Source organism: Scopulibacillus daqui (genome assembly GCF_016908855.1).
Lineage (GTDB): Bacteria > Bacillota > Bacilli > Bacillales > Sporolactobacillaceae > Scopulibacillus_A > Scopulibacillus_A daqui.
Genome location: NZ_JAFBER010000007.1, coordinates 95,814 through 115,477 on the forward strand (window position 1 = coordinate 95,814; position 19,664 = coordinate 115,477).

Genomic DNA, 19,664 nt, shown 5'->3' on the forward strand with positions numbered 1-19,664 from the left:
CTAGACCTCCTATTTATCATGCTTTTTTCGAGTTAAGATCTTAATTGGCGTGCCGACGAAGCCAAAAGTGTCTCTTATTTTATTTTCTAAATATCGTTCATATGAAAAATGAAGCAATTCAGGATCATTAACAAACAAAACAAATGTCGGCGGTTTCACCCCAACTTGGGTCGCATAATAAATTTTTAGCCGTTTGCCCTTATCTGAAGGCGGAGGCGTCATCGCAGTTGCATCCATAATAACATCATTTAAGAGACTCGTTTGCACTCTTAAGCTGTGATTTTCTGAAACTGTCCGGATCATTGGCAGTAAGTGATGAAGCCTTTGTTTGGTCAAGGCAGACAGAAAAACTATCGGTGCATAATCAAGGAATTGAAAATGGTCACGGATTTTTCGTTTGAAATTTTCCATTGTTTTATTATCTTTTTTTACGATATCCCATTTATTTACAATAATAATGATGGCTCTTCCGGCTTGATGAGCATAGCCGGCAATTTTTTTATCTTGCTCAATAATCCCTTCTTCGCCATTGATTACAACAAGGACAACATCTGAGCCTTCAATGGCTTTTTGAGCCCTGAGAACACTGTATTTTTCCGTTTTTTCATAAACTTTGCCGCGCTTTCTAATACCGGCCGTGTCAATGATAACATAGTTTTGGCCCTCTCTTGTGAAAGGCGTATCAACAGCATCTCTCGTCGTTCCGGCTATATCGCTGACAATGACGCGATCTTTGCCTAGAATGGCATTAACAAGAGAGGACTTTCCTACATTTGGCCTTCCGATAATTGAAAATTTAATGGTTGTTTCATCATAGTCATCTTCTTTGTTTTTTGGAAAGTGAGCCACAACCTCATCCAATAAATCGCCTAAACCGCGGCCATGAGCACCGGATATAGCAATCGGCTCGCCAAAGCCTAATGAATAAAAGTCATAAAGATTCATTTCTTGTTTAAAATCGTCAATCTTGTTCACACCAAGCACAACAGGCTTCTTTGATCGATATAATAGACTTGCCACTTCTTCATCGGCACCTGTTAAACCGTCTTTGCCGTCAACGATAAACAAAATAACATCCGCCTCATCAATGGCGATATGCGCTTGTTCGCGCATTTGCACTAGAAGCGGTTCATCACCTAATTCAATGCCGCCTGTATCTATAATATTAAAATGATGATTTAACCATTCTCCAGCTCCGTAAATACGATCTCTCGTCACGCCGGGAATATCCTCCACAATAGCTACACGTTCACCTACAATCCGATTAAAAATTGTAGACTTTCCCACATTCGGTCTGCCGACAATGGCTACAACTGGTTTTGCCATACTTGCACATCCTTTGTTCTAGAAGTTAAAGATTAGAGATCATGTATTCATAAACATTTATGTAATAGGACCGTTTTAAACGCTAACAGAATGTTCTTTCCTTAGCTTTATCATCTTACCAAAAAAGTATTAGACACTCAATCTATTTTAAGGAAAACAACTGCAGTTATATTGGCGGCCGAGAAGATGCTCATGCTTTTTAAGGCGCATTTGAACGGATGCGCCAATGATGAGTGATGAAGTTTTGTTCCCTCTTTCTCTTGGGAGCTCGCAGCAGTTTATTTTTCAATTCGCCCAATAGAAGATCTATTTAATGTTTGATATAACTGATGGCTGATTCTATGTATAAAATGCCAGCTGATTGTTAAAAAAGTCAAAAAAGCTAATCTGTCAAGAAATGGATAGTCGCCAATGATAAAGTCTTTCGGGGACAGCACAATACTCATGACCCATTCTGCCTGGCAGAAGCCGATAATGATGACTGCAAGGCGTATTTTAAAGGGCTTTACAAGCAGCTGAACAACCAAAAATATCGCCGCAAAAAACAGCCATTGGTTAATCTTCAAAAGAATTGCCGGTTCATACAAGGTGTATTTGGTATAAACAATATAAAGCATCATGACAAACAAATGCACAATGATATAATAGCCTAATTTCAAATAAGAAGATCTTCTCAGCAATCCTAAGCCAACGGCAAAGAATAAGATATAAGCAGCATTTATTTTAATCATATTAACATGTATAAAAGCTCCCGAAAAAATGATGGCTATTAAACAAGCAAAACTGGCCCAAAACCTTAACGGCCGATATCCCATTATAAAAGTCGTCCAAACCCATATTCCCCACATCACCCAATAGAACACAATGCCATCCATAATTATCACCTCATATTCATTATGGAAGCATTGACTGAAAATTAAACACATAAAAAAAGCGCTCCGGAAGGAACGCTTTTTATGTGTTTAGTTATTTTATTTATATTTCTTAAGCTGGTCGCCTATCATGTCACCAAGTGAAAATCCTGTGTTATTGTCATCGTGCTGCTCTTTCATATGGTCGGTTTGTACTTGTTTCGGCTCTTCCTCTAATTCACGAATGCTTAGGGAAACGCGTTTTTCGTCAAAATTAACGTCAAGAACCTTTACTTTAACTGTTTTACCTTCAGTTAACACTTCACCAGGCGTACCGATATGACGGCGGGATATTTCCGAAATATGAACCAAGCCTTCCACACCTGGAAATAATTCAATAAATGCACCGAACGGCACTAATCTTTTCACAGTACCTTCCAATACATCTCCAGCCTTGATTCTGCCTTTCGCTTCTTCCCATGGACCCGGCTGCGTCTCTTTAATAGATAATGAAATCCTTTCATTATCAGTATCAACTGAAAGAACTTTAACTTTAACTGTATCGCCTTCGGAAACAACTTCCTGCGGTGTTTCAACACGGTGATGAGCCAGCTGGGAAATATGGACAAGACCATCCACACCGCCGATATCAACGAATGCGCCGAAATCAGTAATTCGCTGAACCGTTCCTTCTAAAACATTGCCAGGTTTAATTTCGCTCAGCGTTTTTTGTTTGGCAAGCGCCGCTTCTTCGTCCAAGACCGCACGATGCGATAAAATAACCTTGCGTTTTTCTCGATCAAGTTCTACAATTTTCACGTCAAGCTTTTTACCTTTGTACTCGCTGAAATCTTCAACAAAATGCCGTTCAACAAGGGAAGCTGGGATAAAACCGCGAACGCCTAAATCAACAACAAGCCCGCCTTTAACCACATCGGCAATTTCAACTGAAAACGTTGTCTTTTCATTGTATTTCGCCTCAAGATCTTCCCATGCTTTATCTGCATCAACTTCCTTTTTGGAGAGGACGAGTTCATCATCAGATAATTTAGTCACTTTAACCTCGACGTCATCCCCAGCGGAAAGAATGTCGCTGACTTTCTCAACATGCAAGCTGGATAATTCACTAATAGGCAGGATACCCTCCATTTTATATCCTACATCAACCAAAGCATGCTTTTCCTCTACTTTGGTAATTTTCCCTTTAACGATATCGCCGATTGATAATGCATCAAATGTTGCCATTTCATTATTCATGTCTTCAACCATTGACAGTGACCTCCTTTAATTGAAACACAAAAACATAAAAATGCCTTTATTTTAACATCTTACAAATATCTTCATTTGTCAAGTAGTATGATATATAAAGTCTTAAATCGGTTAATGATCATTTATGGAGTGACCTTTAGCAGAAAAGCTGCATCAGCATATTTAAGCTTCTTGCAGCTTTACGCCGAGACGGGGATTTCTCCTTAATGCCGTCTATGATTTATGTTGGTCAATTAATGCTTGAATATGTGTCATGATTATCTCAGTTGCTTCAGCAGGTTTTGCTTTTCTTGACTTTAATTCAGAAAAGTCTATCGGCTCGCCAAAAACAACTTTAATAGGTTTAAAGAGTTTATACGATCCTATAATGGCGCAAGGTACGACATGCGCATTCGTTCGCAATGCAAAAAAACCGGCTCCCGACAGGCCTTTTTTTAACTGATCAGTCTTATTTCTCGTCCCCTCTGGGAAAATCGTCATAGTTTTCCCTTCTTCAAGCAGCTTCATTGTCATCTTAAAAGCTTGCCGGTCTGAATGTCCTCTTTTTACTGGTATCGCATTGAGTCTAGTAATTAATTGTTTTAACAAAGGAATTTTAAATAATTCAGCTTTTGCCATAAAGCTTAACTCGCGCGGACAAGCACAGCCTATCATAGGCGGGTCGAAATTAGATAAATGGTTGCTGCAAAGCAAAACGCCGCCGTCTTTTGGAACATTTTCTTCTCCAATGACTTTATAGCGAAAGAAAAGCTTGAAAAGGCCTGAAACAATAGGCTTTCCAAAGGAATAAAGACTCACGCTTCACTCCTCTCTTTCACCTTTTTTAAGATAAGGTTAACAACATCTTCTATACTCATTGACGTTGTATCAATCTCGAACGCATCTTCAGCCTTAATTAACGGAGAAATTTCTCTCTCGCTATCAAGCTTATCTCTAGTCGCAATCTCCTCTTTTAATTGATCAAGCGGTGTTTCGATCCCTTTTTGTTTTTGTTCCTTATAACGTCGTAAAGCTCGCTCCTCAACGGATGCTTTCAGAAAAATTTTCACTTCAGCATTTGGAAGAACGTGGGTGCCAATATCGCGCCCATCCATGACTACACCGCCCTCGGTTGCCATTTCTCTCTGTCTTTTAACCATTTCTTCCCTGACCTCTCCATGCTGGGAAACCAAAGAAACATGATTAGTGACATTCTGATACCTAATTTCTTCCGTAACATCCTCGCCGTTAACCAAGACCTTTTGTCCATTTTCTGAAGGGACTAATTTTATTGTCGTTTCATCGAGAAGCATTCCTAAAGCAGCACCGTCATGAAGATCGATGTCTTTTTTTAATGCTTTGTACGTAAGGGCCCTGTACATGGCGCCTGTATCTATGTATATATATGAAAGGACGTCCGCGACTTTTTTTGCAACTGTGCTTTTGCCTGCCGCTGCAGGTCCATCAATAGCTATTTGAATTCTTTTATTCATAGTTCCTCCCCAATTCCAAGCAAATCCTTTAGAAATGATTAAAAAGTATTTTTGTTTAATTGAGATATCATAGGCAATAAACGATTAACATCTGTTATTATGGTTGTCCTGCCTTACCATGATTACTATACCATATTAGCGAGGATGTGTTCCATTACTTTCCCGCTCATTTCAACCATATATTCATCTTTTTTGATTTTTTCATCAGGAAAAAGGGTATGGAGACTGCCGGGGACATTCTCCATACCTGTATGCATACATTGCAGCTTAATCGGTAAGCAGTTCTGTTTTTTCTTGCTGCCCATTATCGGCATTAATCAGTATTCTATAAGTATCCCTTCCTTTAGTTCCTAAGAATTCGTAGCACAGTGTGTTTTTGCCCAGTTCATTTTGATAAACGACCAAATGGGTTTCTTGAACTTTTACATTTTTGTTTAATGTCTTCAAAGCGTCTTTTTCTGATAGTTTCGGTTTTAAATCAATGTTGACTTTTTGATTGATGAGATATTCTGTTTGATCGAATGCCATGATCTGTCCATTATCCATGGCGACTTTAACATTAACTGTGGCAGGATAGATCCTAACATTGTTGACCGTTTTTACAAGAGTAAACACACCGATATGTTCATACTGATCACTTTTAACCAAAGTCATATTTTTAAAACCGTGTTGCTTTAAAAATTGTTCAGCTTTCTTAGATGCCTTATATAAACTGATTCGATCGTATTTAACCGGGCGGTGGTCAATAAACCATATGAGATAGCCGCCTTTGCTTGATACAGACGCAACAATGTTTTGACCTGTTTTCTTATTTTTAATCGTCATATTATAAGAATCGAAATAGGCGCCTTTGCCGCTTTTTTGTGCGGTAATTGTTGAAGAATGGTTTAAATGAAGAAATTCTTTTGTTCTTTTTACGGCTTGAGCTTTTGAGATGCGCGGACCTGGCAAATGATTTAATCGGCCTTCTTGGCTGGCGCTCATCTGTTCTACTTCCGGACCCCATTTATTCTCAAAATTCCCAATTTTACCGTCTACAGTTTTTAAACCATCAATAATTTGATTGTCTTTTTTTTCATTTTGAGATGCCAGCGCCATTTCAACATCCATCCATCTCAAATGATTTTTCATTATTTTGTTTTGCACATTTCTTAAATCAGTTTCTATTTTGTGCGATTGTTTATATAATTTTTCAAGCTGATGATATTCTTGAGCCGACAACGGCTGATTACTTTCGTTTTTAATGGATGCTTGATAACTGAAACGGCTTAAGTTGCTTAAATATTCATTCGTTTTATTAAAAGGCATTAAAGTTAAAGGCAATTCGCCTACCGCGCCGTGAGCCATCGTTGCTAACTGCCAAACTTCAGCAAGCTGCGGCCTCATCGTATCCCTTGAGCTCATGGCGAGCGTTGTTCCAAGCTTATTATCTAGTTGATCTACATAATAAGCCAGTTCGTGATAAGCTTGCTGATAATCATTCTCCGCGTGAATAAGAACAGCATTTTTTTCTCTATGTTCCTGGTACCCCCAGTAACCTACTCCAGCTACAACAAAAACGAGTAATACAATAAGCGCAGACCGAATCACAATTCTCACCTCCGATTATTTTGTAAAAATATGCTTGCCTATTTTCATAATTTGCGGACGCGTCCAAATCCATGCCGAAGTGGCTGTATCAGGATTAAAATAATAGAGGGCGCCGTGCGTTGGATCCCATCCATTGATGGCATCCATCACTGCTTGCTTAGCCATTTCATTAGGCGTCAACCAAATTTGTCCGTCGGAAACCGCTGTAAATGCTCCTGGCTGAAAGATAACGCCGGACACTGTATTCGGAAATTTAGAGCTTTGCACCCGATGCAATATGACAGATGCGACTCCCACTTGTCCAACGTAAGGCTCACCGCGGGCTTCACCATATACAGCGTTAGCCATTAAGTTAATGTCACTTTGCGAAAACCCTTTTGGAATGTTTTGGTTTGTTTTTTGTTGCGCTTTTGTTTTTGCACTTGATTTCCCCGCATAATTATTTGGCGGATTTCTATAGTCGTACTTGGTGACGGCGACTAATTTTTGTCTTGTTTTAAGCCCTGCTAAACCATCTACTTTTAACCCAAACTTTTCTTGAAAGTTTCTTAAAGCCCAATAAGTTCCCCATCCAAAAACACCATCGATTTTCCCGCGGTAAAAACCGATATATTGCAGCCTTGCTTGCAGCTCAATGACATCATTACCAACCGACCCCCGGTGAATCACCTGATTCGTAAAGGCTTCAGCTTGTTTTGGGCTTTCAGCCGGCAGACTGCCTATTACAATCAACAAGGCTAGGATGCTCGCCAAGTATAGTTGACGCTTTAATAACATTTATTAGTCCTCCTTGATTATCTGCATTGTCATTTTATAAGCGTAGTTTTTCTTAATAAAGAAAAATTATGCAGACATAAAAAAAGCAGATCAGCAATCCCGCCGCATTTTAATAAAACCGGGATTTAATGATCGGCTTCACATGCGCTGTCCTGTTCACTATTTTTTTCTGCCGCAACATGTTATTTTATAATTAGATAAAAATCTTCAATGATGGAGTTGACACCTATGAAAAAAAGAATTTTGATCATTCATACAGGCGGGACTATTGCTATGGCAGAGGACATAGCAACAGGCGCGGTTAAACCAAGCGCTGATCATCCTCTTAAAAATATTATGGACACGCTTAACCAGTGGGCAGACATTACGGAAATTGAATATCTTAACGTCCCGTCGCCGCATATGCAGCCAAAGGATATGTTTGAATTATCTAAATTCATTAAACAAAAATTTGCTGACGGACAATTTGACGGGGCTGTTGTGACACACGGTACTGATACACTAGAAGAAACAGCCTATTTCCTTGACCTTGTTTTAAATTTGGAAGAACCTATCGTGGTCACAGGATCAATGCGGTCCAGCAATGAACCTGGGTATGACGGACCGCCGAATTTAATTGAATCCGTAAAGACAGCGGCGAGCGATGAAGCCCGCGGCAACGGCGTTCTTGTTGTGTTAAATGATGAAATCCATACAGCAAAAAACGTGACAAAGACACACACAAGCAACGTTGCGACTTTCCAAAGCCCGCAATTCGGACCTATCGGCATTGTTACAAAGAGCGGTGTCTTTTTCCATCATCACCGCATCGAAAGAGATTTTTATAATATTCATAACTTGAGCAAAAAGACAACTTTACTAAAAACATATGCCGGCATGGAGCCTGACCTCATCCAATCTGTTGGAGAAAAAGGTTATGACGGTCTTGTTATCGAAGCTTTAGGACAAGGCAACCTCCCGCCTGCAGTAGTCCCTGAGATAAAAAAATTGATCGACCAAGGTCTGCCGGTTGTCATCGTTTCGAGATGCTTCAACGGTATAGTCCAAGATGTCTATGGATATGAAGGCGGCGGAAAACAGCTGAAATCTATGGGGGTTATTTTCAGCAACGGTCTAAATGGCCCAAAAGCGCGCCTAAAGCTTATGATAGCACTGGAAAAAACAAAAGATCCGAAAGAACTCCAAGACATTTTCCTAAGATAAAGAAAAAAACAGGCACACTGAAGCAGCCCCTGTTGATTCGGCAGGGGCCGCTTCAAACTACGCCCGATTTTCTTTATCTTTTTCAATAATTGATTTAGCAATTGCTTCACCATGCCAACGGCCATTTTCTATAAATATTTCATTTGCATTGTTTCCTGCGGCAATCACACCCGCTATAAATGCTCCGCTAACGTTGGTTTCCATTGTCTCTGGATTATAGAACGGCCTTCCGGTCTCCTGGTCAATTTTAATACCGATTTTCTTTAAGAAGTCATGGTCGGGATGATAACCTGTATGAGCAAAAACATAATCATTAGCAATTTCGTGAGTTTCGCCGTCTTGGGTCGTATAGATAACAGAGTCCTCTTTAATTTCTTTAATATGACCTTTAAAAACCATTTTAACTTTATTATGCTTAACCAATGATTGAAATTCAGGCAATATCCACGGTTTGACGCTTGGAGAATAATCTTCGCCCCGATAGATAACCGTTACTCGAGCCCCTGCCTTTTCAAGTTCCATCGTTGTATCGACCGCAGAATTCTTTCCGCCGACGACAACAACATCACAATCAAAGAAGGGATGCGCTTCTTTAAAATAATGAAAAACCTTCGGAAGGTCCTCACCGGGAACACCCATATAATTTGGGTTGTCATAATAACCGGTAGCGATGACAACAAAACGAGCCTCGTAACGGACTTCTTCTTGGTGTTTTTGACGAATGGCGGTTATTTCAAATGAACCGCTGTCTTGCTTTTGAACGTTTATAACCTTTTCAAAAGCATGGATTCTTAATTTTTTCCTTCGAACAACTTCTCTATAATAAGCAAGCGCTTGGTTTCGCTTAGGTTTTCTGCCTTCGATAACAAAAGGCATTTGGCCAATTTCCAATTTTTCACTCGAACTGAAAAATTGCTGGTGAGTCGGATAATTATAAATCGCTTGGACAATGTTGCCCTTTTCTATAATTAATGGATTGTAGCCATTTTCTTGCAAGTAAATGGCTGCGGATAAGCCGCAAGGTCCTGCGCCAACTACAATTACGTCTTCCTTTATCATTGTTTAAACCCCCGATATAAAAAACTTCCCCTATTGATAATAGGGGAAGTGCTCGGCTATTGCAAATGATAAGAATTAAATCCAGCCGCGGAATCTTGATGCTTCTGCCATTTTTCTAACGCCGACCATATAAGCGGCAAGCCTCATATTGACCTTGCGGCTCTCAGCGGTTGTATAAACATTGTCAAACGCTTTAACAAGCACCTTTTCCAAACGTTCGGCAACCTCTTCTTCCGACCAATAAAAACCTTGGTTATTTTGTACCCATTCAAAGTAAGAAACGGTTACACCGCCGGCGCTTGCCAGAACATCCGGCACTAGTAGAATGCCGCGCTCAGTTAAGATTTTTGTTGCTTCTAAAGTCGTCGGGCCGTTAGCCGCCTCAACAACAATTTCAGCTTTTATTTTGTCTGCGTTTTCATGAGTAATCTGATTTTCAATAGCAGCCGGAACTAAAATATCGCAGTCAGATTCAAGCAATTCTTTATTTGTGATTGTATTTTTAAACAGCTTTGTGACCGTACCGAAGCTGTCGCGACGATCAAGCAAGTAATCGATATCTAAACCTTCCGGATCGTACAAAGCGCCGTAAGCATCGGAAATACCCACAACCTTAGCGCCAGCATCATGCATAAATTTAGAAAGATAACTTCCGGCATTGCCAAATCCCTGAACAATGACACGGGCACCTTTGAGGTCAATACCGCGTTTTTTGGCAGCTTCGCGAATCATGATTGTTACACCTGTAGCTGTTGCTGCGTCACGCCCATGCGAACCGCCCAGCACCAATGGTTTTCCGGTAATAAATCCCGGAGAGTCAAACTCTCTGATTCTGCTGTATTCATCCATCATCCAGGCCATAATTTGTGAGTTCGTAAAAACATCCGGCGCCGGAATGTCTTTAGTCGGACCTACAATTTGGCTGATTGCCCTTACATACCCGCGGCTCAGTGCTTCAAGTTCATTAAAAGACATTTCACGCGGGTCGCAGATGATGCCGCCTTTGCCGCCGCCGTACGGCAAATCAACAATACCAGCCTTAAGGCTCATCCAAATTGACAACGCTTTCACTTCTTTTTCAGTTACATCAGGGTGAAAACGTACACCACCCTTTGTTGGGCCAACTGCATCGTTATGTTGCGCTCGGTAGCCGGTAAATATTTTAGTTGAACCGTCATCCATTTTAACTGGAATTCTTACAGTGAATAAACGCATAGGTTCCTTAAGCAATTCATATACCTCATTCGGGTAACCGAGTTTGTCCAATGCTTCATGAATCACTGATTGAGTTGATGCGAGTACATCATTATCTTCAACTTTTGGGTTTTCCGAGCCGTTATTGGCTACCATTTCTAATTACCTCCTGTGACTTTCCATCAACATCTGTCCATCTACAGATGACCAATAAATGGGATATATTTATTAATCCAAAAATGACTTAGGATTCTATTTACACATTAACTATAGTGAATTCGCTTTAATTTTTCAATACATGTATAACAAAATTTAATAATTTTTTATGCAGAAAAAACAATATGTTAAATAGGATTGAAAACCCTTTACAGCCTGAAGAAAAAATGGAACTTTCCTTCAAGTGTAAAGGGGATGAAGCTATCCGGCCTGAACCGTTAGATTTACCAATTTCTCAATCATATCGTCATAAGAGATGCCGATTGCCTTGGCTGCATCCGGGAATAGGCTGGTCGGTGTCATGCCTGGCAATGTATTGACTTCTAATATAACTGGATCACTGCCGTCGTTTGGCAAAATAAAATCAACGCGGGAGTATGTTTCACATCCTAATTGTTTATGAGCCAGCACAGACCATTCCTGAAGTTTCTTTGTGACATGATCCGGAATTCTGGCAGGAACATAGTGCGCGCTCATTCCCGGTGCATATTTTGCCTCATAATCGTAAAATTTATTCTTTGGAACGATTTCAACAACCGGAAGCGCTTGTATATCCTCTCCTTTTCCCATCACTGAAACAGTCAATTCTTTTCCTTCGATGAAAGCTTCAACAAGCGCTGTGTCATCATATTCCAATGCCTTTTCTACGCCTTCTTGAAATTGGTCATCATTTTCCGCAATGGTTAATCCTATCGTCGACCCTTCTCTGTTAGGCTTAATGACTACAGGATAGCCGAAAGGGGATGATTGAACGTTTTGATAGCGGCTGACCGTGCAGCTATCAGCAACACGAATGCCGGCCTTTTCAAACATCACTTTGGCGCGCGCCTTATCCATCGCTATTGATGATGCCATAACGCCTGAACCAACATAAGGGATGTTAAGGATATCAAGAAGCCCCTGTATGCGACCGTCCTCGCCGTATTTTCCGTGCAGACCGATAAATACTAAATCTGCCTGCAAATGAATAATGGGATCTAAATGATTAGGATCAAAATCAATTCCGACAACTTCATGACCTTTTCTTTTAAGGGCTTCCATGACACCTTTGCCGGTCGATAATGATACTTCCCGTTCCGAAGATGTTCCGCCATATATTACCGCAATTTTCATTTTATTTCCTCCTTGATGCAAACCTCAACAAAACAAATCTCATATTGTTTTATTATATTAGTATTTCTCTGTCTTGAAAATAAAAAAAGCTATTTTCATAATGTACAAAAAGATTATCACACTTTATCATTAACAGCATAATATAGTGATCTTTTTCATAAATATAAAGAACATAAAGAAAACCCGCCTGAACTGCGGGCTTGACGAATTAATTTTAATTCAAGTCAAGAATACCCTCACCAATGGTTATTGTGAGGTTCCTTTTTCTATAAAATAATGATACAGTTGCTTAACGGCATCATTTTCCATAATAACTTTTCCATACTCAATTAATCGATGGCTTGTCATCGTTGATGGATATCCAAATTCTGCGAGCACTGCGATCAGGAGGTCAAAGTCATTGATAAGTTCATCATCTTCGTCATCAAAATGTATATAATATCTATTATCAAAATGATATAATTTTCCGCCTGTCATACCTAAATGATACAGCTTATCAGCTAAAGCAATAACATCTTCAAAGTCATCAATTTTGTACAGGATATCATCGCATTCATCAAGAGTGACCTGCATTTCAATATAATCGTCGTCATCATCAAGCAATTCATCATTATTAAATGACTTGGATACAATGACAACCATGCCTTGAGCCGGTAAGGAAAACACTTCAACTTCTATAGGACCCTCTGCTTGAAATCCAAGTTCATCATCTGCTTCCATTATCATATCTCTAAACAGCTGATGCACTTTGGGTAAATCATGCCACATATCCTCTTTTGATATGCCGCGTTCTTTTAAATCATCAAAGGTTAAAAAAATTTTTATCTTATCGCTATTTAGTCGCTCCAACCGCATTTTTCGCCCTCCTTACCATACGCAAACTTTTTATACTATATGCTTAGTGCCTTTCCGTTGTTCATCTGAGGACGTTCAAGTTTGAAAAATAACTTTAATCATCCTCGTTCTGAACAGCAACTCATAGATTGTTTTAATGTAGTATACACTGGAAAAGGAAGAAAGGACAAGCATAAACATTCAAAAAAACATTTATTTTGCTGATCTTAAAGTTAGCAAAAGGGTGTCCGGCGGCGCACCTAACCTTAACGGATGCCAAGTCGTGCCGTAACCTTTGCTGACGATCAGCATTCCGAATGGATGTTCCTTAATTCCGCCTTTTTCCCTTAATCCCCAGCCGAACAGCCGAATTTGTCCGCCGTGGGTATGCCCGCTGATAACAAGCGGTATCCGATGATGTTCATGCAATTGATATTTAATATCCGGATTGTGGCTTAATAAAACTGTTGTCCCTTTCTTTCTTCCTTCTAAAGCTTCATCGAGTCTATCCAAATGATTGGTTACATCATTGATACCGACAATATTTAAATGATCTTTCCCCCTTTTGAAGACTAGCGCTTGATTATCTAATATTTTAACCTGAAATTTTTTAAATATTTGTTGTAACGCTTCTCTGTCGACATATAAATCATGGTTGCCCCATATAAATATGATAGGTCCAACCTGAGATAAGCGCCGAACATTTTCTTCGACCCTGGAAAAAGGGACGCCGGTTTCTGTCAGATCTCCGCCAATGACAACAATATCGGGTTGGCTTTTTATTTGTTTTAACAGCTTAAATGATACTAACCGCCGATGAATATCGGAAATGAAGAAAATTTGATATCCGTCAAAAGCTTCAGGCAAGTCTTCTATCGTTATATCGACATCAAGGACAATATGGCGATGAGCCTGGAAAAACATATAAACCAAAATAACAGCCATTGCTATGATGATTACCAATAGGCCCCATAACATTTTACTGTATCCTCCTAACTTTCCCGCTGACGCTCTGGCTTCCATTTATCGTATGATAATAGCAAATGTATAGATGTGCCGATGATAATCATCAAAACCATGTACATATGATCTAAAATGAGCCAGACCATTCCTCCAAAAATCACTAATATATCAAAGCAAAAAGCAATACTCGACTGCTGCATCAAACCTTTAATGCTGTTCCTTAAGGCATAAGATAAAATCAATATACAAACCATCCACAATACGGATACTTTCAAAAAGTCACCCGGGAATAAAATGTAATCAGATAGGATAGATAACAAACCATTTTTCGGCCCAGGGGCAATAGCGCCGGCTTGATAAGCAAGTAAGATTCCTGCCGTTATCCAAACCAATCTCCTCATGTAAAACCTCCCATACCACATTGTATGAAAGGCTATTTGACGGTTGACTTATCCCATTAATTTTTTCTGCATGAAACATTTGACAAGCTGTTAAAACATATAAAAGCAGTAATGAACAACTTTTTGGAAAAGGAGGCATCAATATGTCCACAAATAGAAAGTCTTACCACCCTTTCGCCAGTCCCCATGACCCTTGTCCGCCGCAAACAATTAAAACTTATGAAACACCGCCGAATTTGTATTTAGGTTTTCAGCCGCCGGGATTAGAGCAATTCCCGCCTTTTGAAGCGTTAAAAAAAGGGACGCTTTGGCCGGCGCTGTACTCGCCATATTCAAGTCCTTATAAAGATGATAAAAAGGGGTGATTAAATGTCTGAAGAAAGATCCCTTCCCAAGGATTATTATGAATGCATCGAAGAACTGCAAGCGATAGATTTTGTATTAGTTGAGTTGACATTGTACCTTGATACCCATCCAGATGACTTGGAAGCTCTTAAACAATATAATACCTGTGCGAAAAAGCGCCAGGAACTGAAAGAAAAAATCGAACAGAGATACGGTCCTTTACAGGAATTTGGAAACAGCTATTCATCATACCCTTGGAAATGGGCGACAACACCTTGGCCATGGCAAATATAACTGTGTGAAAGGTTGTGATGACCTTATATGTGGCTATACGAAAAAAAACTTCAATATCCTGTAAAAGTAAGCACCTGCAATCCTAAACTTGCCAAATTTCTGATTGAACAGTATGGCGGTGCCGATGGAGAACTCGCCGCAGCGCTTCGCTATTTAAATCAACGCTATACCATACCTGACAAAGTCATCGGACTGTTAACAGACATAGGTACAGAAGAATTCGCACATTTAGAAATGATTGCGACCATGGTATACAAATTAACAAAGGACGCAACGCCTGAGCAGCTTAAAGAGGCGGGGCTTGGCGCCCATTACGCAAACCACGATAAAGCTTTATTTTATGAAAATGCGGCAGGCGATCCGTTTACGACAACTTATATTCAAGCTAAAGGCGACCCGATCGCCGATCTATACGAAGATATTGCTGCAGAGGAAAAAGCTCGCGCCACTTATCAGTGGATCATCAATATGTCGGATGATCCGTTTATCAATGACGCTTTAAAATTCTTAAGGGAACGGGAAGTTGTCCATTCACAGCGCTTTAGGGAAGCGGTAGAGATATTAAAAGAAGAACAGGGCAAGAAAAAATATTTTTGATGCCTGCAGCCCCAGGCATCTTTTTTTCGTTATTTATGATATAAATTGATGTCTTTCTCCTTATCAAGAAACTCTAAAACTTCGCTTTTTCCCTTCCAATCCATTTGCTCATACCATAATTCATGGTTTCTATCTATGATCTCTTTTCTGAGTTCATCGTAATCTTCATCCGCATCATCGTAATTTTTCCTGGCTATATGCCAAGCAATTGTCATAATGAATGCCGCTATTCCCAACAGCCATAAAAACGGATCACTAATAATAGATGAAAAGTCAGAATAAGCCTGCATTGATTCGAGTTTGTAAAAAAATAAATAGTAAATAAGCGCGCTGTATACAACGATTGCAGCCAGTCCAACCATTGAGCGCCGTTTTTTAAATTTAGCCTCTTCTTCTTTGCGTTCGATAAGCTTTAATAATATACGATAAGTGATATCAGGTATTTGCCCGCTGTCCCTAAGTTCCTTTAATTTACTCATAAGCGAACCCTCCTATTTCCATCGTATGTTGCGCCATTTAGAAATAGGACAGGTAATTGAAGCTTATTTGATACAGAATTTTAAAAGATGAAGAGCGATAAAACGATAACGCATAACGTGATGAAAAACATCCATAAAATAATATCCGTAACGAACAACGGGTTATTTCTTCTATTGCTTCTCGTCAGCTCTTCCTGCGTTTCATCAGATTGGTTATTTTGATAAGGCCGCCTTCTGTATACCCTCTCTTCATCAGACTTATGATATGATTTCTTTCTGCGATGATGTCTCGAACGCCTTGGCGGCAATGACTCCTCTGTATAATCCCATTCCTTTAATTCTTCTTGATTCATTGCTCATGCCCCCCGTCGTTTACTTGACTGCCATTTCAAAATGATGCCTAATGCCGCATCAATCGTATAATGTGCTGCGATCGGTACAAGAAGCTGCCCAGTTGTTTCAAATAACCAACCCAAATAAAACCCAAGAATAATGACCGTTAATAGAAGCAGCGGTTTTTTTATATAACGCCAGTGAACGAATGCAAAAATCATGCTTGCGATAAACATGCCGAATTTGTACTGAATAAGCCCCCTGAACAGTATTTCTTCAGAAAATGCGACAACGGCCATGCTAAAGATCACATGAGGATACGACAGGGCTTGAAAAACCCTTTCGTTAACACCGTCATCCTCAAACCACCGTTTAGGGGCGACTTTATCAATCATATATTCTATTAAAACAACGAGAAATCCTGTTCCAAAACCATAAACGATAATATCAATAAGTTTGGCTTTCCACAGCGACTCGAACCAAAGACGAGGATCCTCTATAAACAGCAAGGCAAATATGATGCCGGCAAGCAGAATAAACCCTTGAGAAAAGTAAAGGGATTTAATCACTTCTTTATTCGATAATTGATCTAAATATGTCTTATTTGTCATCTTATGCCTGCTTTCTCCCCTAATAACTGTCTCAATGTTTCTCTCCAAGAATTCGACGTTAAGGGTGCCTTTGGATCTGTTTCCTTCGCTTTTTTGAATTCATTAATAGAGGACCCGCAGTAATCACAGCATTGAGCCATTGTTTTTGTCTTTCTTTCGCCGTAAAATTTCAGCAAAGCTTCTCTTCGGCATCCTTTTGTTTTCAGCCAACTTTCCATGTCATCGAGTTCCTGGAGCTTTTGTTTCTTACGCGACTGAATTTTTCTTTCTATATAAGCGCCGAGTTCCTCTATTGCATAGGCTTTGATATTGATTTGGCTTAATTGGTATTGCAAAAAACGCGCAGCGGTTTCACTGCAGCCTTCTTCCATAAATAACGATAATGTATCAGTTTCGGTCAGCGGATAGCGAGACATCATCCTCTGCAAAATACGCGGCAGCGTTTCCTGATCCGGATACTCACTCTCAATGAGAGCCTGCGGAAGAACCCGGTCTTCATCACAATAAAAAGCAACAGCGATGCTTGGCAGGCCGTCCCGTCCGGCTCTTCCTATCTCTTGAATATATGAATTGATCTCCCTTGGATAATGAAAATGGATAACGAACCGGACATTTGGCTTGTTAATCCCCATACCGAAAGCATTTGTACAGCAAATAATATCAAGCTGGTTATTGAGAAATTGATGTTGAATCAAAAGGCGATCTTCCATCTGCAGACCCCCGTGATAATAGGCGACCCGCAAATTTGTTTGATTTTCTATCATCCGGGACAGTCTTTCTGCCCATTCCCTGCTATAAAAATATATAATACCCGGTCCTTTTATATTTGAAACAGTTTCAATGGTTTCGGTAATTTTCCTGTCAATATGATTTAATTTATAGACATGCAGAGCAATATTTTCACGATCAATACTGTAAATATGCTGACTGGCGCCAGTTATTCTCAGCTGAGTGAGAATGTCATGACGCACTTTGGCATTGGCTGTTGCAGTTAATGCAAGACAGGCCGGGTTCCCAAGCGATTCCCTGACATCGGCTAGCTTTAAATAGTCCGGTCGAAATTCATGCCCCCATTGTGATATGCAATGCGCCTCATCAACAACAAATAAACTGATTTGACATTTGGACAGCTTATGAATGACCCTGTCCGTTTGCAGCATCTCAGGCGAAATAAACAAAAATTTTAACTGTCTCAGCCTTTCTAAAATGATTGCTTTCTCCTTCGCATTTAAAAAACTATTTAACGACGCCGCGCGTTTTTCTCCTAACATATGAATCTGTTGGCATTGATCTTCCATTAAAGATAGTAAAGGCGAAACGATAACCACTAATCCCCTCATCATATATCCCGGCAAAAGATAGCATAGTGATTTTCCGCTTCCGGTCGGCAGCATGGCAAACACATCTTTTTTATTTAAAACATCTTCAATCACTTCGCGCTGCCCTTCTCGAAACTGCGAGTAGCCGAAACGATCTTTTAAAATTTTTTCCAGCATCTATGTCTCACCTTCTCTAGCCATCACCAATCTTATTTGGAAATAACTGATCTGATCATCAACTCTTTCTTTTACTTCCCGAAGCCGTTTTGTCGAGAGCGATGAGATCGCGTGTTGAATCTTCTTATAGTCTTCCGTAGGAACATAATTCATCACATTAAAAGCAGGATCGTTCATCGCGATTTCAACAATATGATCTTCAATGGTTCCTGCTGATAATCTCCGGCGCTCGGCAATTTTATGTAAAGGATAGCCTTTTTTTATATAATGGTAAGTTGTATTAGCAGAATGTGTTAATCGTATATTGTCAACTTGATCAATGAATAAGCAAAGCGTCGGAAACTTAGAACGGTTGTCGATAATCGTCTTAACGGAACTTTGCAAACATGCTTGAAATAAAAGTGTCGTTTCGTATTTATCTAAATGCACTGCGGATGCAATTTGTTCTAATGTTAGTCCAACCTTCTGATAGCCCGACAATTGCTTAACAAAAATGAAAGCTTCCAAGTCGGATCTATTGCTTAATAAAACCTCAAGTTCCTTTTGACAACGCGCGGCCAGTTCAAAGCGGTCATATTCAAGACGTTTAAAAAACTTCTTGGCCCATTCTAGGATCTCTCTTTCATTCGTTACTGGCAGATAAGATTTTTGATAATGAAGCAGATGCGACAAACTTTGAATGACAAGTCTCAGCCTTTTCCAAAAAATCTTGGACAAGCCGGCATATTGAAAACCTATTAAACCATTAGGCAGTCGGCAATCATCTTCACATTCTCTTAAACATTGCTTACCCTTTTCAGAAAGCGTATAGCAATCTTTCCGGTTCTTGATCATAAGACCTTGTTTTTCATATTCTTCGTAAACCGTTTCTATTTCGTTTCTTGTAATATTTTCCATTGATTGGAACAACTCTTGTACGGAATACAAGACACTGTCCTGAATCGTTTGCGATGACCGCTTGCCTTTTAATAAGTGATAGATCCCATAAATAGAACGTTCACCTTTAAACTTGTCTACTAAATATAGAAAAAGATATCGTTTGAAAGACATGAACGACCGACCTTCGCTTTAAATTAATTTCACAGTTCCTTCTTTGATATGATATTAATACATTTTACCAAAACTCGACAGCTTTTTGGGCTTCGTTAAATCATCATTGAAGTTATTTTATCTAAATGTGATTGAAAAATGACAGCTATGGATTTACAATTAATGTTGGCTGTTGTTTAAGGAGGATCAGC

The 19,664-nt window shown here is 39.6% G+C and carries 22 protein-coding genes; 4 read left to right on the plus strand and 18 right to left on the minus strand.

Going from position 1 to position 19,664, the window contains the following annotated elements; genetic code table 11:
- Positions 1–9: 9 nt before the first annotated feature.
- The 7 genes from der to sleB form a co-directional block, all read right to left on the minus strand.
- Positions 10–1,326 (minus strand): ribosome biogenesis GTPase Der, encoded by a 1,317-nt coding sequence (der, locus tag JOD45_RS07375; RefSeq protein WP_205003235.1) that lies wholly within the window; start codon positions 1,324–1,326, stop codon positions 10–12.
- Positions 1,327–1,604: 278 nt separating this feature from the next.
- Positions 1,605–2,201 (minus strand): YphA family membrane protein, encoded by a 597-nt coding sequence (locus tag JOD45_RS07380; RefSeq protein WP_205003236.1) that lies wholly within the window; start codon positions 2,199–2,201, stop codon positions 1,605–1,607.
- 96 nt (positions 2,202–2,297) lie between these two features.
- A complete protein-coding gene (gene rpsA, locus JOD45_RS07385) occupies positions 2,298–3,446 on the minus strand; it encodes a 30S ribosomal protein S1 (protein WP_205003237.1) in 1,149 nt (382 codons plus the stop codon).
- 213 nt (positions 3,447–3,659) lie between these two features.
- The gene (locus tag JOD45_RS07390; protein ID WP_205003238.1) at positions 3,660–4,244 is read right to left on the minus strand and encodes a 1-acyl-sn-glycerol-3-phosphate acyltransferase; all 585 of its coding nucleotides are present in this window, start codon (positions 4,242–4,244) and stop codon (positions 3,660–3,662) included.
- Complete coding sequence (gene cmk, locus JOD45_RS07395) at positions 4,241–4,918, minus strand: (d)CMP kinase (protein ID WP_205003239.1); 678 nt, start codon at positions 4,916–4,918, stop codon at positions 4,241–4,243. Before cmk ends, JOD45_RS07390 begins: the two co-directional genes overlap by 4 nt.
- Positions 4,919–5,185: 267 nt before the next feature.
- A complete protein-coding gene (gene ypeB / locus JOD45_RS07400; RefSeq protein WP_205003240.1) occupies positions 5,186–6,508 on the minus strand; it encodes a germination protein YpeB in 1,323 nt (440 codons plus the stop codon).
- Between the two features lie 15 nt (positions 6,509–6,523).
- Positions 6,524–7,252 (minus strand): spore cortex-lytic enzyme, encoded by a 729-nt coding sequence (gene sleB / locus JOD45_RS07405; RefSeq protein ID WP_380898118.1) that lies wholly within the window; start codon positions 7,250–7,252, stop codon positions 6,524–6,526.
- 261 nt (positions 7,253–7,513) lie between these two features.
- Between sleB and JOD45_RS07410 the strand changes: the two genes are divergently transcribed.
- Entirely contained in the window at positions 7,514–8,488 is a 975-nt protein-coding gene (locus JOD45_RS07410; protein ID WP_205003242.1) for an asparaginase, read from the plus strand.
- A gap of 57 nt (positions 8,489–8,545) precedes the next feature.
- Here JOD45_RS07410 and JOD45_RS07415 read toward each other — a convergent pair whose 3' ends face one another.
- From JOD45_RS07415 to JOD45_RS07440, 6 genes are all read right to left on the minus strand, one after another.
- Positions 8,546–9,547, minus strand: a complete 1,002-nt coding sequence (locus JOD45_RS07415; RefSeq protein ID WP_205003243.1) for a YpdA family putative bacillithiol disulfide reductase — start codon at positions 9,545–9,547, stop codon at positions 8,546–8,548.
- 75 nt (positions 9,548–9,622) lie between these two features.
- Positions 9,623–10,897, minus strand: coding sequence for a Glu/Leu/Phe/Val family dehydrogenase (locus tag JOD45_RS07420; RefSeq protein WP_205003244.1), 1,275 nt, complete (start codon positions 10,895–10,897; stop codon positions 9,623–9,625).
- Between the two features lie 261 nt (positions 10,898–11,158).
- On the minus strand, positions 11,159–12,070 hold the full coding sequence (locus JOD45_RS07425) for a D-alanine--D-alanine ligase family protein (RefSeq protein ID WP_205003245.1): 912 nt from the start codon (positions 12,068–12,070) through the stop codon (positions 11,159–11,161).
- Positions 12,071–12,316: 246 nt separating this feature from the next.
- Positions 12,317–12,925 carry a genetic competence negative regulator gene (locus tag JOD45_RS07430; protein WP_205003246.1) on the minus strand — a complete coding sequence of 203 codons (609 nt, stop codon included), beginning with the start codon at positions 12,923–12,925 and terminating at the stop codon, positions 12,317–12,319.
- Between the two features lie 192 nt (positions 12,926–13,117).
- A complete protein-coding gene (locus JOD45_RS07435; RefSeq protein WP_205003247.1) occupies positions 13,118–13,882 on the minus strand; it encodes a metallophosphoesterase in 765 nt (254 codons plus the stop codon).
- 14 nt (positions 13,883–13,896) lie between these two features.
- Positions 13,897–14,268: a hypothetical protein gene (locus JOD45_RS07440; RefSeq protein WP_205003248.1), complete on the minus strand. Its 372-nt coding sequence runs from the start codon at positions 14,266–14,268 to the stop codon at positions 13,897–13,899.
- A gap of 143 nt (positions 14,269–14,411) precedes the next feature.
- Between JOD45_RS07440 and JOD45_RS07445 the strand changes: the two genes are divergently transcribed.
- Genes JOD45_RS07445 through JOD45_RS07455 form a run of 3 tightly spaced genes read left to right on the plus strand, consistent with a single transcriptional unit; the run spans position 14,412 to position 15,504 of the window.
- Entirely contained in the window at positions 14,412–14,633 is a 222-nt protein-coding gene (locus JOD45_RS07445) for a spore coat associated protein CotJA (protein ID WP_205003249.1), read from the plus strand.
- A gap of 4 nt (positions 14,634–14,637) precedes the next feature.
- Entirely contained in the window at positions 14,638–14,907 is a 270-nt protein-coding gene (locus JOD45_RS07450) for a spore coat protein CotJB (RefSeq protein ID WP_205003250.1), read from the plus strand.
- Positions 14,908–14,934: 27 nt separating this feature from the next.
- Entirely contained in the window at positions 14,935–15,504 is a 570-nt protein-coding gene (locus JOD45_RS07455) for a manganese catalase family protein (protein WP_205003251.1), read from the plus strand.
- A gap of 29 nt (positions 15,505–15,533) precedes the next feature.
- Here the strand turns inward: JOD45_RS07455 and JOD45_RS07460 are convergent, their stop codons facing one another.
- The 5 genes from JOD45_RS07460 to JOD45_RS07480 all read right to left on the minus strand — a co-directional run bounded on the left by JOD45_RS07460 (position 15,534) and on the right by JOD45_RS07480 (position 19,473).
- Positions 15,534–15,983 (minus strand): DUF2663 family protein, encoded by a 450-nt coding sequence (locus JOD45_RS07460; RefSeq protein ID WP_205003252.1) that lies wholly within the window; start codon positions 15,981–15,983, stop codon positions 15,534–15,536.
- 80 nt (positions 15,984–16,063) lie between these two features.
- On the minus strand, positions 16,064–16,336 hold the full coding sequence (locus JOD45_RS07465; RefSeq protein WP_205003253.1) for a hypothetical protein: 273 nt from the start codon (positions 16,334–16,336) through the stop codon (positions 16,064–16,066).
- A gap of 3 nt (positions 16,337–16,339) precedes the next feature.
- Positions 16,340–16,927 carry a CPBP family intramembrane glutamic endopeptidase gene (locus JOD45_RS07470; RefSeq protein WP_205003254.1) on the minus strand — a complete coding sequence of 196 codons (588 nt, stop codon included), beginning with the start codon at positions 16,925–16,927 and terminating at the stop codon, positions 16,340–16,342.
- Positions 16,924–18,423: a RecQ family ATP-dependent DNA helicase gene (locus JOD45_RS07475; protein WP_205003255.1), complete on the minus strand. Its 1,500-nt coding sequence runs from the start codon at positions 18,421–18,423 to the stop codon at positions 16,924–16,926. Before JOD45_RS07475 ends, JOD45_RS07470 begins: the two co-directional genes overlap by 4 nt.
- Positions 18,424–19,473 carry a YpbB family protein gene (locus tag JOD45_RS07480; RefSeq protein ID WP_205003256.1) on the minus strand — a complete coding sequence of 350 codons (1,050 nt, stop codon included), beginning with the start codon at positions 19,471–19,473 and terminating at the stop codon, positions 18,424–18,426.
- Positions 19,474–19,664 lie beyond the last annotated feature (191 nt).